The organism is Streptomyces broussonetiae (assembly GCF_009796285.1).
GTDB classification, from domain to species: Bacteria; Actinomycetota; Actinomycetes; order Streptomycetales; family Streptomycetaceae; genus Streptomyces; species Streptomyces broussonetiae.
Genome location: NZ_CP047020.1, coordinates 6,573,299 through 6,589,039, shown reverse-complemented (window position 1 = coordinate 6,589,039; position 15,741 = coordinate 6,573,299). Strand labels below are relative to the sequence as shown.

Here is a 15,741-nt window from a genome sequence, read left to right as displayed (position 1 = left end):
AACATCCGATTCCCCGCCGATGACGCCAACTGCGCCTGTGGTGCGTGTGAGTTTGCTCACGACGTCGCGGACAAAGAGGTCATATCCCTCCGGCAAACCGCCCTAACGAAACGGACATTGACCACCTGAAGCCATCATTCCGCTCCTGATCATGGCGACTGGGACACCTGGCGTCGACCGGTAACTCGCAGGGATACGCCCGTTATGCACGGGATAAGCCTCCACGGCTGGTGACACGGCCCTCACAGCCCGTCACCTAGGTCACGGCTCGGTCCACGGCCCTTGTTGGAGATCCGGCACTGTGCTGGAATTCCACGGACCGCCGCAGGATCGAGCCGGCGCACAGGGGGCGCGACGCAGCGCCGAGCGGCGGCGAGATAGGGGGAACCAGCGCCGGTCACTCAAGACCATCGGGGGGCGTTTTCAGGGCGCTCTCCACACGCCGACACCGTGTCCCGCCGTTCGCGCGGAGGGGCGCCTGGTCCAGAGGTTGCGACGCTAGTGCAGGGACGTTTCAAGAGGGATGGCAGCGCTTCGGCGGAGCCGGAGCCGCACGACGGGACTGGCCCCATGAAGGGCAGTTCCTCGCCCCAGCACGCCCAGAACCCGGGTTCGGCCTCGTCCGGCGACGGCGGTGAACGCGGCGGGCGCCCCGGCCTGTCCGGACCGGCCTCCTCGCCGACGGCGTCGGCCGCCGGTGGGACCAACACCCCCACACCCGCCGTGAAGCCCGTCAAGGGACCCAGCGGCCCCGGCTCACGCATGGCCCTGCGCAACTGGCGCATCTCCACGCGTCTGGTCTCGCTGCTCGCCCTCCCCGTGGTCGCGGCGACCTCGCTGGGCGCGCTGCGCATCGACCAGAACATCACGGACATCCAGCAGCTCGACAACATGAAGCTGCTGACGGACATGACCAAGCAGGCCACCGAGCTGGCCGCCGCGCTCCAGGAGGAGCGCGACCAGTCCGCCGGTCCGCTGGCCCACGGCCTGAAGGCGACCGACTACACGGTCAAGGGCTACCAGGAGAAGACCGACCGGGCCCGCGAGAACTTCCTCGACGCCTCCGAGCAGATCGACGCGGCGAGCAAGGACGGCAACCTCCAGGGCGTGCGCGACGCGCTCGTCGGCCTCGCCAACCAGCTGGACGACCTGGCCAAGATCCGCCGGTCCGCCTACCAGGCGCAGGGCAACTCGACGCAGACCATCGAGTCGTACCACCGCCTGATCACCCAGCTGATCAGCCTCTCCCAGGACATGGCCGAGGCGTCCAGCAACCCGGAGATGATCTCCCGCACCCGCGCCCTGGCGGCCTTCTCCACCGCCAAGGAGTACGCCTCGGTCCAGCGCGCGACGATCGCCGCCGCGCTGCCCGCGACCACCTCGTCCAAGGGCGACCTCTCCGACAACGACCGCCTCTACGGCGAGTCGGCGTACGAGAGCGAGAACTCCGAGCTGGCGATCTTCCGCAAGATCTACGCCAGCCAGAACGCCGAGGAACTCCTCAAGCCGATCGACGAGGGCAACCCGACGATCGAGGCCGCCGACACCTACGCCAAGCGCGCTTTCGAGTCCTCCACCGGTATGCAGCAGCTGCCGGCGCGGTCCTACCGCGACTGGGTGGACGACAGCTCGACCAAGATCGAGCAGATGAAGAAGATCGAGCACACGCTGCTCGAGGAGATGGAGCAGAAGGCCCGCGAGCTGAAGAGCGCCACCCAGCAGGACGCGATCATCTCCGGTGCGCTGATCCTGCTCGTGCTCGGCGTGTCGCTGGTCGGCGCGTTCGTCGTGGCCCGCTCCATGATCCGCTCGCTGCGCCGGCTCCAGGAGACCGCCACCAAGGTCGCCCAGGACCGTCTGCCCGAGCTGGTCAAGCAGCTGTCCGAGTCCGACCCGCAGGACGTCGACACGTCCGTGGAGTCGGTCGGTGTGCACTCCCGGGACGAGATCGGCCAGGTGGCCGCGGCCTTCGACGACGTGCACCGCGAGGCGGTCCGCCTCGCCGCCGAGCAGGCCCTGCTGCGGGGCAACGTCAACGCGATGTTCACCAACCTCTCGCGCCGCTCCCAGGGCCTCATCCAGCGCCAGCTGTCGCTCATCTCCGAACTGGAGTCCCGCGAGGCCGACCCGGACCAGCTGTCCTCGCTGTTCAAGCTGGACCACCTCGCCACGCGTATGCGCCGTAACGGCGAAAACCTGCTCGTCCTCGCCGGTGAGGAGCCCGGCCGGCGCTGGACCCGTCCGGTCCCGCTGGTCGACGTGCTCCGTGCCGCCGCGTCCGAGGTGGAGCAGTACGAGCGCATCGAGCTGGCCTCGGTGCCCACCACCGAGGTCGCCGGCCGCGTGGTCAACGACCTCGTGCACCTGCTCGCCGAGCTGCTCGAGAACGCCACCTCCTTCTCCTCGCCGCAGACCAAGGTCAAGGTCACCGGTCACGCGCTGCCCGACGGCCGTGTGCTGATCGAGATCCACGACACCGGTATCGGCCTGTCCCCCGAGGACCTCGCGGCGATCAACGAGCGGCTCGCCTCGCCGCCCACCGTGGACGTCTCCGTCTCCCGGCGCATGGGCCTCTTCGTGGTCGGCCGGCTGTCCCAGCGGCACGGCATCCGCATCCAGCTGCGCCCGTCCGACTCCGGTGGTACGACCGCGCTGGTCATGCTGCCCGTGGATGTGGCCCAGGGCGGCAAGAAGCCCGGTCCGGGCAAGCCCGGCGGTCCCGGCGCGAGTGGTGGCCCCGCCGCCGCGCAGGCCGCCGCGGGTGCGGCCGCGGCCCGGCGGCAGGCCGGCAACGCGGGCGGCGGCGCCCCGGCCGGCGGCGGTCTGCTCGGCGCCGGTCCCGCCCCGCGCGGTCAGGTCGGTGCCGGCCAGGGTCCCCGGGCGGCACTGCCCGGCGCCGGCCAGGGCGGCCGTCCCGGTGCGCCGGGCGGTGCGCGTGGCCCCCAGGGCGGTCCCGCTGGTCTCGGCGGTCCGCAGCAGGGCCGGCCGGTGCCCGCGGGTTCCGGTGCGGGCGGCTTCGGCGGTCAGACGCCGGGCGCCCCGCAGGGCCTGCAGGCCGCGAACCCGGCCGGGCCGCAGCAGGACGCCTTCGGCGGCCGTGGCCCGCAGCGCCCCGGTGCCCCCTCCGAGCAGAGCCGTCAGCCCCAGCTTCCGCCGCGCGGCGGTCCGCGGGCCGAGCTGCCCGGCGGCGACCCGCAGCCGCGCACCCCTGGCTGGAGCGACTCCGGGGCACCGCTGTCGCGGGCCTCGCTGGACACCCCGCGCGGCCACGACGAGCAGGACCCGGCGCACACCGCGCGCATGCCGCGCGTCGACGACCGGCAGGGTCCGGGCTCGACCGCGGAGATGCCGGCGATACCCCGGTTCGACGACCACGGTCCGTCCGCCACGGGCGAGTTCCCGCGTGCGGAGCTGAACGGCATGGGCGGCTCCCCGGGCACGGGCCAGTTCCCCCGGCCCGACAGCCCGCAGCAGACCGGCCAGTTCCAGCGACCCGAGGCTCCGCAGCAGACGGGCCAGTTCCAGCGACCCGACAGCTCCCAGCAGACCGGCCAGTTCCAGCGACCCGACAGCTCCCAGCAGACCGGCCAGTTCCAGCGGCCCGAGGCTCCGCAGCTGCCGGGCCGGTTCGACGCTCCCGACGGCCGCGACGGTCAGCAGGGTGCCGGGCAGCAGTTCGTCCGCTCCGACGTCTTCGGCACCCCGGGACCCGAGCGGCAGGACGACAGCGCGCAGAACACCGGACGGTTCGCCGCTCCGCAGGCGTACGACGGCGGCTTCGACGGGGGCTCCACCGGGCAGCACGCCCTGCCCGGGCGGCCGAACCCGGGGCACACCGGCCAGTTCGAGCGTCCGCAGCCGGCCTCCCGGGACGACTTCGGCGCCCCGCGCCCGCCGGCTCCGCAGGCCCAGCCTCAGGCTCAGCCGCAGCGTCCGGTGCACCGTGAGCCGGAGGCCCTGCCGCCGGCCAGCGGCCCGGTCGACGGCCGTACCCCGCTGTACGACACGCTGGAGACCAACTGGTTCCACGGCGGTCCGCAGGAGAGTGCACCCGCGCCGCAGCAGCCGCAGGCACCCGCCCCGGCCCCGCAGCGCGGTGTCGGCGGCAACGCGGACGGCAGCAGCGCCAACAACAACGGCAGCGGCAACGGTCCGGCCACCGGCTCGTGGCGTACCTCGCCGAACGACGAACTCGTCCGCCAGGCCGAGCGCGTGCGGCAGCCCGCCGCCGGTGGTGTCACCACCTCCGGCCTGCCGCGCCGGGTGCCCCGGGCGAACCTCGTCCCGGGTACCGCCCAGCAGCAACAGCACCAAGCCGGTCCGCAGGTCTCGCGTGCGCCTGACGACGTACGCGGGCGGCTGACCAATCTCCGTCGGGGTATCGCTCAGGGCCGTCAGGCCGGCAGCGGCCAGACCGGCAGCTACCCGAGCCCCACTCACCAGCAGGAGCGTTAGTTGAGTCCGATGAGCCAGGCGGCACAGAACCTGAACTGGTTGATCACCAACTTCGTGGACAACACCCCGGGGGTGTCGCACACGGTGGTGGTCTCCGCCGACGGCCTTCTGCTGGCGATGTCCGAAGGTTTCCCGCGGGACCGCGCCGACCAGCTGGCGGCCGTCGCGTCCGGACTGACCTCCCTCACGGCCGGGGCGTCCCGGATCTTCGAGGGCGGCACCGTGGCGCAGACGGTCGTCGAGATGGAGCGCGGGTTTCTCTTCCTGATGTCCATTTCGGACGGGTCGTCCCTCGCGGTCCTGGCCCACCCCGAATGCGACATCGGTCTCGTCGGCTACGAGATGGCACTGCTCGTCGACCGCGCAGGGGCGGTCCTCACCCCGGACCTGCGCGCCGAACTCCAAGGCAGTCTGCTTCACTGACCGCCCCCGGCACCACCCACCTCACCAAACCACCGTCCGGCCGCCACAATCCCCCCACCGGCCCCCGACAGACGGCTTGACCGACCGACCTGCTGTCCCGCCCGGAGGATTCATGACCCCGCCCACCGCCCATCACGATCCGTACGCGGAACCGTACGGGGACGAGGGCGACCAGCCGCTGGTCCGTCCGTACGCGATGACCGGCGGCCGGACGCGGCCGCGCTACCAGCTCGCCATCGAGGCGCTGATCAGCACCACGGCCGACCCGGCAGCGCTCATGGGGCTGCTCCCGGAGCACCAGCGCATCTGCCACCTGTGCCGTGAGGTCAAGTCGGTCGCGGAGGTCTCCGCGTTGCTGGCCATGCCGCTCGGTGTGGCCCGGATCCTGGTCGCCGACCTCGCCGAGGCCGGCCTGGTCGCCATTCACCAGCCAGGTGGCGACGAGAACAACGGCGGCGCTCCGGATGTGACGCTGCTCGAAAGGGTGCTCAGTGGACTTCGCAAGCTCTGACGCGGGCCGGGCCACCACCTCCGCGAAGATCGTGGTGGCGGGCGGCTTCGGCGTGGGCAAGACCACGTTCGTCGGCGCCGTCTCGGAGATCAACCCGCTGCGCACCGAGGCCGTCATGACGTCCGCCAGCGCCGGCATCGACGACCTCACCCACACCGGAGACAAGACCACCACCACGGTGGCCATGGACTTCGGCCGCATCACCCTGGACCAGGACCTGATCCTGTACCTCTTCGGTACGCCCGGTCAGGACCGCTTCTGGTTCATGTGGGACGACCTGGTACGCGGTGCCATCGGCGCGATCGTCCTGGTGGACACCCGGCGCCTGGCCGACTGCTTCCCGGCCGTCGACTACTTCGAGAACAGCGGCCTGCCCTTCGTCATCGCCCTCAACGGCTTCGACGGCCAGCAGCCCTACAACCCGGACGAGGTGCGCGAGGCGCTCCAGATCGGGCCGGACGCCCCGATCATCACGACGGACGCCCGCCACCGCGCCGATGCCAAGAGTGCGCTGATCACGCTGGTCGAACACGCCCTGATGGCGCGCTTGCGGTAGTTCGCACATACGTACCGAAGTACGACGTGCCGTACGGCAGTTGCCGTAAACGGACCGGAGTCGACTGTGGCCTTTGACACGGTCGGCTCCGGTGTTCATAACAGTTCGGCAGAGGAATCCCCGGGTATCACCACGCGACGCGTTCGAGCAGTACCGCTGCGCTCACAAACGCCCCGCCTTTTGGCGGGGCTCGCTCTTTATGACCGTTTTATCTAGGGCTTACATCAGCCCTCTTCAGAGGTTTCCGCTGTTTGGAAGTGCACTGGTCCACGTGCTGGAATGCCTGAACTGCCCAATGGTCAAAGACGTACTCAGTGGTCGATGACGAACCGGGCTCTGAGAGACTCTGCGGCACGACGTAGGTGCCGACCGCCGAGAGGTTGTTGGTCGAGTGAGGCGAAGCAAGAGCGGTCCCGAGCCGTCGGCGCGGGGCAACTTCACCCCGCCGCCGCGCGCTGCGGCGCCCACCCCCGTTACCGGTGCGGAGCCGGCGGCCCCTCAGGCGCCGAGCGGCGGCCGTTTCTCCCCGCGCAACTGGCGCGTACCGACCAGACTGAACGCGATCCTGCTCATACCCGTGGCGGTCGGTCTCGTCATGGGCGGCTTCCAGGTGAAGAACTCGATCGACACCTGGCAGCAGGCCCGTGACGCCGAGAGCACCGCCCGCCTGGTGCGCGCCTCGCTGTCGTACGCCGATGCCCTGTACAACGAGCGCGACACCACCACGGCTCCGTTGCTCAAGGGCAAGCTCGCCACCGCCCAGGACAAGGCGACCATCACCGCGGCCCGCGCCGCGACCGACAAGGCCGCCGACACCTTCGACCAGGCCGCCCAGAGCATGCCGCACAAGTCGGGCCTGGAGCGCCGGCTGAAGCTGTTCCGTGAGGCCGAGCCCTATCTGCAGACGCTGCGCACCGGTGCGTACTCCACCAAGTTCCCGGGCGTGCAGACCGAGGAGGGCTACGTCAAGGTCGCCCACCCGCTGATGGAGTTCGCCAACGAGCTGGGCCTGGGCACCGGCAACATCACCTCCTACGGCCGTACCGTCTACGCCATCTCGCTCACCAAGGCGGCCCTGTCGCTGGAGCGCTCGATCGGCATGCACATCCTGGTCAAGCCGGGTCCGGACGCTCCCAACCTGGCCAGCCAGCGCGTCGCCCTCTCCTCCTACGCCTACCTGGAGGGCATCGCCGTCGAGGAGTACATCGGCGGTGGCACCCAGGCGGACGCTGACAAGCTGGACACCGAGAAGAGGGACATCCAGGCCCAGGCCGCGGCGATGGCCCAGCAGGCCAAGGGCAAGGACCCGAGTTACATCCCGCCGCCGTCCGACCCGCAGAAGATGGTCACGGCGCTCGCCACGCTCGACTCCACCGACCCCGCCGCGCGTGGGTTGCTCGCCCAGAAGGGCGTCACCGCCGAGAACTGGTGGGCGGTCAACACGCTCAAGTTCAACGCCTACCGCCAGATCGAGTCGGACATGGCCGACAAGGCGGTGAACGAGGCGTCGACCATCGCCGACGACGCCAAGACCTCCGCGATCACCACCGGTGCCGTCGTCGTGGTCGCGCTGCTGCTGGCCTTCATCCTGGCCGGTGCCGTGGCCCGCCAGATGAGCCGCTCGATGCGCCAGCTGCGCAACGCCGCCTTCGGCATCGCCGAGCAGCGGCTGCCGATGCTGGTCGACCAGCTCTCGCGCACCGACCCCGGCCGGGTGGACACCCGGGTGACCCCGATCCCGATCACCACCAAGGACGAGATCGGCGAGGTCGCCCGCGCCTTCGACCAGGTCCACCGCGAGGCGGTCCGGCTCGCCTCCGAGCAGGCCCTGCTGCGGGGCAACATCAACGCGATCTTCACCAACCTGTCGCGCCGCAACCAGTCGCTGATCGAGGGCCAGCTGACCCTGATCACCGACCTGGAGAACAACGAGGCCGACCCGGACCAGCTGGAGAACCTCTTCCGGCTGGACCACCTGGCCACCCGTATGCGCCGCAACGGCGAGAACCTCCTGGTCCTCGCGGGCGAGGAGCCCGGCCGCCGCTGGGACCAGCCGGTCCCGCTGGTCGACGTGCTGCGCGCCGCCTCCTCCGAGGTGGAGCAGTACGAGCGCATCGAGCTGTCCGGCGTCCCGGAGGCCGAGATCCACGGCCGCGCGGTCACCGACCTCGTGCACCTGCTCGCCGAGCTGCTGGAGAACGCGACGACGTTCTCCTCCCCGCAGACCAAGGTTCGCGTCACGGCCACCCGTCTCCCCGACGGTCGGATCATGATCGAGATCCACGACAAGGGCATCGGCCTGACCGCCGAGGACTTCGCGGACATCAACCACAAGCTGGCCAACCCGCCGACGGTGGACGCCGCGATCTCCCAGCGCATGGGCCTGTTCGTGGTCGGCCGGCTGTCCGACCGGCACGGCATCCGGGTCCAGCTGCGCCCCTCGGGCGAGCAGGCCGGTACGACCTCCCTGGTCATGCTGCCGGACGCGATCACGCACGGCGGTGGCGGCGAGGCGCCGCTGGACCGCGAGGAGTTCACCGTCTCGCAGATCATCCCGGAGCAGCAGTTCCAGGGTGAGAGCTTCGGTCAGGTGCAGCCGATGCGCACCGCCGCCGAACTCGGCTTCGACGACAGCCAGTACACGGAGGTCCCCGACGACATCCGCGATCTGGACCCGGTCGGCCGGTCCCTCATGCGTGAGGAGCGCCGCGCCGCCCTGGAGGCCCAGACGCACGGGCAGCCGCAGGCCGAGCCGCAGGCGGAGCCCGAGGCACCCGCCGCCTACGCCGACCCGCTGTTCGACGGCCCGCACGCCTTCCAGGAGCAGCCGCAGCAGCCGTACCAGGAGCGGTCGTACGAGGAGCAGCAGGTCTCGTACGAGGAACCGCAGCAGGCTCCGTACGAGGAGCGGCAGCACGGCTCGTACGAGGAGCAGTACTTCGCGCCGAACGGCTCGCAGCCGCAGGGCGACCGCTTCTCCGCCAACGGCGGTTACCCCGATCCGGCGTACCCGGAGCCGGCCCAGGCGCACTCCTACCAGGACGACTGGCCCCAGCAGGACGGCTACCAGAACGGCTATCCGGCCCAGTACGCTCCGGAAACGCAATCCCCGCAGGCCGCTGACGCGAGTGAGCGGAACCGCGTAGGCTTCGACCGTCCGGGACCGGCCTCTCCCGCCGGCCACGGGCTGACCGACGCCGGGCTGCCCCGCCGCGGTTCCACCGCGAGCGGCCCCAACGGCTCGAGTGCTGCGAACGGCACGGCGCGCGTGCAGCAGGAAGCGCCGGCTCCCGCACCGGGCAACGCTCCGGCGGCGGGTGGCAACGGCGACTGGCGCTCGGCGAACGACGAGCGGTGGCAGCAGGCCGCGCAGCTCCGCAAGCCCAAGGCCGGCGGGGTCACCGCCTCCGGCCTGCCGCGGCGGGTACCCAAGGCCAACCTGGTCGAGGGCGCCGCCGAGAGCACCCCTCAGGGAGGCCCCCAGGTCTCCCGCGCCCCGGAGGACGTCCGGGGCAGGCTGAGCAACCTGCGACGGGGCGTCCAGCGTGGGCGCAGCGCAGGCAGTGAAACGAACGGCCAGGGCTTCGGTCCTGACAGCACCTACAACCAGGAGCGTTAGTGTGAGCCCGATGAGCCAGGCGGCACAGAACCTGAACTGGTTGATCACCAACTTCGTGGACAACACCCCGGGGGTGTCCCACACGGTGGTGGTCTCCGCCGACGGACTCCTTCTGGCGATGTCCGAAGGCTTCCCCCGCGATCGCGCCGACCAACTCGCGGCCGTCGCCTCCGGTCTGACGTCTCTGACGGCAGGCGCCTCCCGGATCTTCGAGGGAGGCGCTGTGAACCAGACGGTTGTGGAGATGGAGCGGGGATTCCTCTTCATCATGTCCGTATCCGACGGTTCCTCGCTCGCGGTTCTGGCCCACCCGGAAGCGGACATCGGCCTCATCGGGTACGAGATGGCCCTTCTGGTGGACCGCGCGGGCACGGTCCTGACCCCGGATCTCCGTGCGGAGCTTCAGGGGAGCCTTCTCAACTAATAAGCGGACGGTGTGTATTCGCGTCCCGGGGCCGTAAGGTTTCGGGACGCGGCTCCACAGCGATGGGTGCCCGGCACAGTCGGAGGAGGAGAAAGTGGCAACACCCCCAGGCGGTTCGCATTCGGGAAACTGGTCGTACGGCCCTGCCCAGGGCCAGGGCGACGGTTCGGCGAACCGGTACAACTTCCCCTCCGCCCCGAGCCACCGGCAGCCGTACGCACCGCAGGGCCCCGGTCCCTCGCCGTACGACCAGCCGCCGGCGCCGCGCATCCAGCCGGTGCAACCGCAGCGTCGCCCCGAGCCCGCGCCCGCGTCCGCATCGAACAACCCCTTGGTGCGTCCGTACGCCATGACCGGCGGCCGGACCCGCCCGCGCTACCAGCTCGCCATCGAGGCACTGGTGCACACCACCGCCGCTCCGCACCAGATGCAGGGCCAGCTGCCCGAACATCAGCGGATCTGCAACCTGTGCCGGGAGATCAAGTCGGTCGCCGAGATCTCGGCGCTGCTGACGATCCCCCTCGGCGTGGCCAGGATTCTCGTCGCCGACTTGGCGGAGGCGGGCCTGGTCGCCATCCATCAGCCCGGCGGCGACGAGAACGCCGGTGGCCAGCCAGACGTGACACTGCTCGAAAGGGTGCTCAGTGGACTTCGCAAGCTCTAGCGGCGGTCCTTCCCGCTCCACCACCTCCGCCAAGATCGTGGTGGCGGGCGGCTTCGGCGTGGGCAAGACCACGTTCGTGGGTGCCGTCTCGGAGATCAACCCGCTGCGCACCGAGGCCGTCATGACGTCCGCCAGCGCGGGCATCGACGACCTCACCCACACCGGAGACAAGACCACCACCACGGTGGCCATGGACTTCGGCCGCATCACCCTGGACCAGGACCTGATCCTGTACCTCTTCGGTACGCCCGGTCAGGACCGCTTCTGGTTCATGTGGGACGACCTGGTACGCGGTGCCATCGGCGCGATCGTCCTGGTGGACACCCGGCGCCTGGCCGACTGCTTCCCGGCCGTCGACTACTTCGAGAACAGCGGCCTGCCCTTCGTCATCGCCCTCAACGGCTTCGACGGCAACCAGCCGTACAACCCGGACGAGGTGCGCGAGGCGCTCCAGATCGGCCCCGACACCCCGATCATCACGACGGACGCCCGCCACCGCGCGGACGCCAAGTCGGCGCTGATCACGCTGGTGGAGCACGCGCTGATGGCGCGCCTGCGCTAGGGCTCCGCGCCGTACCACCGGATTCGGCCCCCGCCTCTCTTCCCGGGAGGAACGGGGGCCGTCGGCATGTGTGGACGCGCCGACGCAGAGGCGGTGGCTCCGACCGACGCGAACGGCCCCACCCTCCCGAGGGGAGAGCGGGGCCGTTCGCGTACGGAAGGGCTGGAAAGGCTCAGTGCCAGCTGTGCGGTGCCCGGAAGCCGCCCTCGCGCTCCAGGCGGCGCCAGCCGGCCCTGGCGCGGCGTCGGTGGGTCGGGCCGTCGGTCGCCGTCCGGGCGGCCGCGCGGGCCATGAGGACGGCCGTGATGGCGGCGACCTCCTCGGGCTCGGCGTGGCCCTTCTCGACGCGGATGTCAGGAGTGCTCATGGGTGTCAGTCTCCGTGGAAGAGAGGTCCGCGGGGTTGCCGCGGCGGGTCCGCTCGGTTACTGCGGGGGGTTGCCGTGCTTGCGGGACGGCAGGTCGGCGTGCTTGGACTGGAGCATGGCCAGGGACTTGGCCAGGACCTCGCGGGTCTCGGCGGGGTCGATGACGTCGTCCACCAGGCCGCGCTCGGCCGCGTAGTACGGGTGCATCAGCTCGGCCTTGTACTCCTTGACCATCTTCTGCCGCATGGCCTCGGGGTCCTCGGCCCCGGCGATCTGCCGGCGGAAGATGACGTTGGCCGCGCCCTCGGCGCCCATCACCGCGATCTCGTTGGTCGGCCACGCGTAGGTCAGGTCGGCACCGATCGACTGACTGTCCATCACGATGTAGGCACCTCCGTACGCCTTGCGCAGGATCAGCGAAATCCTCGGCACGGTGGCGTTGCAGTAGGCGTAGAGCAGCTTCGCGCCGTGGCGGATGATTCCGCCGTGCTCCTGGTCGACTCCGGGGAGGAAGCCGGGGACGTCCAGGAAGGTGACGATCGGGACATTGAAAGCGTCACACATCTGGACAAAGCGCGCAGCTTTTTCGCTGGCCTCGATGTCCAGGACACCGGCGAGGACCTGCGGCTGGTTGGCGATGATGCCGACCACCTGGCCGTCCACGCGGGCCAGCGCGCAGATGATGTTCCGCGCCCAGCGCTCGTGGACCTCCAGGTACTCGCCGTCGTCGACGATCTCCTCGATGACCTTGGCCATGTCGTACGGCCGGTTGCCGTCCGCCGGGACCAGGTCGAGCAGGACGTCGCTGCGGCGGTCGACCGGGTCGGAGGGCTCGACGCGCGGCGGGTTCTCGCGGTTGTTCTGCGGGAGGAGCGACAGGAGGTAACGGACCTCGGCGAGGCAGGTCTCCTCGTCGTCGTACGCGAAGTGGCACACACCGGAGGTCTCGGCGTGCACATCGGCACCGCCCAGGCCGTTCTGGGTGATCTCCTCGCCCGTCACCGCCTTGACCACGTCCGGACCCGTGATGAACATCTGCGAGGTCTCACGGACCATGAACACGAAGTCCGTCAGGGCGGGGCTGTAGGCCGCACCACCCGCACACGGACCCAGCATCACCGAGATCTGCGGGATGACACCGCTCGCCCTGGTGTTGCGCTGGAAGATACCGCCGTACCCCGCGAGCGCCGAGACACCCTCCTGGATACGGGCACCCGCGCCGTCGTTCAGCGACACCAGCGGCGCACCGGCCGCGATGGCCATGTCCATGATCTTGTGGATCTTCGTCGCATGGGCCTCGCCCAGCGCACCGCCGAAGATCCGGAAGTCATGGGCGTAGACGAAGACCGTACGGCCCTCCACCGTGCCCCAGCCCGTGATCACACCATCGGTGTACGGCTTCTTCGCCTCCAGCCCGAACCCGCTCGCCCGGTGCCGGCGCAGCTGCTCGACCTCCTGGAAGGACCCCGGGTCCAGGAGCAGCTCGATCCGCTCCCGCGCCGTCAGCTTGCCCTTGGCGTGCTGCGCCGCCGTCGCCTTCTCACTGGGGCCGGCCACGGCCCTGGCACGGATCTCGTGCAGCTCGGCGACCCGTCCGCGCGCGTCCGCCGGTTCGCCGGTCGGCTCACCCGTCGTCTCTTCCAAAACGGTCATGTAGCGACCTTACGAAGGACACCCCGGAAAGCGAGCCGTCGACTCCGTACAGTCTCCGGCCCGTTTTCCTGGTACCAGTGAACAGAACCAGGGCCGCGTGCAGCCGTTCCGACTGTTCAGAGGGCCTCGCAGTTGTGGAGAGGCAACAAAGCAGTCACCTGAGAGCCACCTCACATTCGCGGCCGGAACATGCCATCCCCGGAGTGACACGCAGCCTCAGACGGCGGTCCGCCGCGAGAATCCCGACACCTTCTCCCGCGCGGAGCACGGCACGCACCGGGCGGTCCCAGACGATCTCCAGCGGTTCACCGGTGCGCGGCGGCTCGCTGACGCACAGGACGGCGGTCCGGCCCCGGCGGACGATCAGCACGCTCGCCCCCGCCGAGACGCTCAGGTCCCCCACCGTACCGGCCCGCCAGAAGTTCGCGCCGGTCAGCCCCAGCCGGGGCACGGCGACGGCCTGCCGGGCGCCGTCGTTGGCGAGGACCGACAGCCAGTGGCGGTCGGCGGCCCGCGCCTGGGTCTCGGCGCGGGAGGCGCCGGGGAGCAGGACGTAGCGGTAGCAGGCCTCGGCCGGGTCGGTGCCGTGGTCGAGCCACAGGGTCTGCCAGCGCCGGGTGCGCCGCTCCCGGGTGCCGCCCTCGTTGATGTCCGACCAGGCGCCGGTGCGGTCCTCGCGCAGGGCGTGCAGTGCGCCTCCGCAGGGCAGGATCCAGCCGCCGTGCCCCTCCAGGTGCGCCCAGTGCCGGCCGCGTACGAAGGCCTGGGTGCCGTTCTCCCCCAGGTTGCGGTTGTCCACGACCGTCTCGACCGGGACGCCGTCGGCGCAGCTGATCCCGGCACCTAGACAGACCACGGCGTCGTCGAGGAAGAACCAGGACTTGCGGGCCTCCAGGGTGGAGCCGAGGCCTTTGAGATGCTGCCCGACGGCCGCGTACGTGCCGTCCGTCGCGCCGCCCACCCAGCGCACGTCCGGCTTGGGCGCGCCCCATTCCCCGCCGGCACGGTCGGCGAGGCGCTTGGTGGAGACGGTGGTGCCCGGCAGTCGGTACCAGTCGACGGTCGGCCAGAACCAGTCTGTGTACTGATCGGACCGGTCGGACCGGTCTCCGCGGCCCTGCGGCCACCAGTACAGCATCCCGGAACCGGTGTGCCAGCCGCGCGGGTTCTCGCCGTTTCCGCACTCGTAGTGGGCGATGCGGTCGCTGGCCATGGACAGGGCGGCGGTGAAGCGGGAGCCGCGGTGGACGGCGCGGTCCATGGCCGGGAAGAGCCGGTGCCCGAGCGGTTCCGGGGCGGGCGGGACGGACGATGCGGCGACCGCGTGCAGCCGCGCGAGGTCGGCGACATCGAACTGCTGCGCCGTCAGGACCGGTGCCGTGGTGTCCCGTTGGATCCACCCCTTCACCAGCCCGTACCACCTCTCCCGCTGCTCCTGCGCCGCCCCGCCCGCGAGCAGCGCGACGGCGGCGATCAGCGCCCGCCCGTGGAAGTGGTCGCTGCGCATGAGGTGGAGGTCGTCGTCCTGCAGGCAACCCCGGCTGATGGCACGGCCGTTGACGCAGTCCATGACCAGCCCGTCGTGGATCAGGGGCGCACAGGCGTGCTCGACACCGTCCAGGATGTTCTGCCGGGCCGGGTCGGTGACCTCCCAGGGCGAGCCGGCGAGCAGGGCGAACAGCCGTCCGAGGCCGTCGAGCAGGACCTGGCCGTACGTTCCCGAGTAGGCGACCCACATGTGCTGCACGAAGGAACCGTCGGCGTAGAGGCCGTCCCCCCGGGCGACGTACGGGAAGACGGGCGAGAGGGCGTCCCGGGCCAGGGAGATCCGGCCGGCGTCGCGGCCCAGGATCCCGCGCAGGGCGACGGAGCGGCACAGGTCGACGCGGTTGGCGCCGGTGGAGGTGCCGGAGTAGTCGGTGAGCATCGCGTCCGGGACGAAGTGGCCCACGGCCGCGCAGGCGGCGGCGATCCGGTCGGCGCCGAGCCGCTCGTACAGGGCGGCGGTGATGTCCATGAGCAGCCGGGGGCTGCCGATCTGCCACTCCCACCAGTTGCCGTAGCGGCTGGTGGAAGGGTTGTAGACGCGGACGCGGAGATGGTCGAGCCCGCGCAGGACGGCGTCGAGCAGCGCGGGGTCGCCGGTGGCGCCGGTGCCCGGCTGGGCCCAGGCCTGGGCCATGGTCCACAGCCGACCGTAGCTGAAGGTGATGCCGGCCGGCGGGTCGAAGGGGTGCCCGGGCCAGAGGGAGTCGGGGGCGGGCGCCATGGTGCCGCTGAACTCGCGCGCCTGGACGCCGAGTTGGCCGAGTCGCAGGGCGTACGGTGCCGCGCCCGGGTCGTAGCCCGTGCCGAGCGCGATGTCGAGCCAGCGGCGGCGCAGGGTGTCGTAGGGATCGGGACCGCCGGCCGCCCGGGCACCGGAGGCCAGGGCCGGGACGAGGGCGGCGGCCAGCAGCAGCGTGCGCCGGGGCGGGCGCGGGAGTCCGGACACCGCTCTCTCCCCT

General features: G+C 70.9%; 11 protein-coding genes. 8 read left to right on the top strand and 3 right to left on the bottom strand.

The annotated features are described in order from the left end of the window. The first annotated feature begins 501 nt into the window (after positions 1-501). The 8 genes from GQF42_RS30470 to GQF42_RS30435 all read left to right on the top strand — a co-directional run bounded on the left by GQF42_RS30470 (position 502) and on the right by GQF42_RS30435 (position 11,214). Positions 502-4,455, top strand: coding sequence for a sensor histidine kinase (locus tag GQF42_RS30470; protein WP_158925179.1), 3,954 nt, complete (start codon positions 502-504; stop codon positions 4,453-4,455). A gap of 9 nt (positions 4,456-4,464) precedes the next feature. After that, a complete protein-coding gene (locus GQF42_RS30465) occupies positions 4,465-4,878 on the top strand; it encodes a roadblock/LC7 domain-containing protein (protein ID WP_037654657.1) in 414 nt (137 codons plus the stop codon). Positions 4,879-4,990: 112 nt separating this feature from the next. Beyond that, positions 4,991-5,389: a DUF742 domain-containing protein gene (locus GQF42_RS30460; RefSeq protein ID WP_009190816.1), complete on the top strand. Its 399-nt coding sequence runs from the start codon at positions 4,991-4,993 to the stop codon at positions 5,387-5,389. Then, positions 5,370-5,945, top strand: coding sequence for a GTP-binding protein (locus GQF42_RS30455; protein ID WP_158925177.1), 576 nt, complete (start codon positions 5,370-5,372; stop codon positions 5,943-5,945). The genes GQF42_RS30460 and GQF42_RS30455 overlap by 20 nt, the downstream gene beginning before the upstream one ends. A gap of 391 nt (positions 5,946-6,336) precedes the next feature. Further along, the gene (locus tag GQF42_RS30450; RefSeq protein WP_199272859.1) at positions 6,337-9,564 is read left to right on the top strand and encodes a nitrate- and nitrite sensing domain-containing protein; all 3,228 of its coding nucleotides are present in this window, start codon (positions 6,337-6,339) and stop codon (positions 9,562-9,564) included. Between the two features lie 10 nt (positions 9,565-9,574). After that, entirely contained in the window at positions 9,575-9,988 is a 414-nt protein-coding gene (locus GQF42_RS30445; protein WP_003993185.1) for a roadblock/LC7 domain-containing protein, read from the top strand. A gap of 94 nt (positions 9,989-10,082) precedes the next feature. Next, positions 10,083-10,652 (top strand): DUF742 domain-containing protein, encoded by a 570-nt coding sequence (locus tag GQF42_RS30440; protein ID WP_158925175.1) that lies wholly within the window; start codon positions 10,083-10,085, stop codon positions 10,650-10,652. Continuing rightward, positions 10,633-11,214, top strand: coding sequence for a GTP-binding protein (locus GQF42_RS30435; protein ID WP_026248371.1), 582 nt, complete (start codon positions 10,633-10,635; stop codon positions 11,212-11,214). The genes GQF42_RS30440 and GQF42_RS30435 overlap by 20 nt, the downstream gene beginning before the upstream one ends. Positions 11,215-11,386: 172 nt before the next feature. Here GQF42_RS30435 and GQF42_RS30430 read toward each other — a convergent pair whose 3' ends face one another. The 3 genes from GQF42_RS30430 to GQF42_RS30420 all read right to left on the bottom strand — a co-directional run bounded on the left by GQF42_RS30430 (position 11,387) and on the right by GQF42_RS30420 (position 15,728). Further along, positions 11,387-11,581, bottom strand: coding sequence for an acyl-CoA carboxylase subunit epsilon (locus GQF42_RS30430; RefSeq protein WP_158925173.1), 195 nt, complete (start codon positions 11,579-11,581; stop codon positions 11,387-11,389). Positions 11,582-11,638: 57 nt separating this feature from the next. Next, a complete protein-coding gene (locus GQF42_RS30425; RefSeq protein WP_158925171.1) occupies positions 11,639-13,234 on the bottom strand; it encodes an acyl-CoA carboxylase subunit beta in 1,596 nt (531 codons plus the stop codon). A gap of 154 nt (positions 13,235-13,388) precedes the next feature. Continuing rightward, positions 13,389-15,728, bottom strand: a complete 2,340-nt coding sequence (locus tag GQF42_RS30420) for a polysaccharide lyase 8 family protein (protein WP_158925169.1) — start codon at positions 15,726-15,728, stop codon at positions 13,389-13,391. Between the last annotated feature and the right edge of the window lie 13 nt (positions 15,729-15,741).

Excerpts from the sequence above, each read along its gene's own strand:
- GQF42_RS30445 (WP_003993185.1), top strand. The coding sequence starts at position 9,575 with ATGAGCCAGGCGGCACAGAACCTGAACTGGTTGATCACCAACTTCGTG.
- GQF42_RS30460 (WP_009190816.1), top strand. The coding sequence starts at position 4,991 with ATGACCCCGCCCACCGCCCATCACGATCCGTACGCGGAACCGTACGGG.
- GQF42_RS30465 (WP_037654657.1), top strand. The coding sequence starts at position 4,465 with ATGAGCCAGGCGGCACAGAACCTGAACTGGTTGATCACCAACTTCGTG.
- GQF42_RS30430 (WP_158925173.1), bottom strand. The coding sequence starts at position 11,581 with ATGAGCACTCCTGACATCCGCGTCGAGAAGGGCCACGCCGAGCCCGAG.
- GQF42_RS30425 (WP_158925171.1), bottom strand. The coding sequence starts at position 13,234 with ATGACCGTTTTGGAAGAGACGACGGGTGAGCCGACCGGCGAACCGGCG.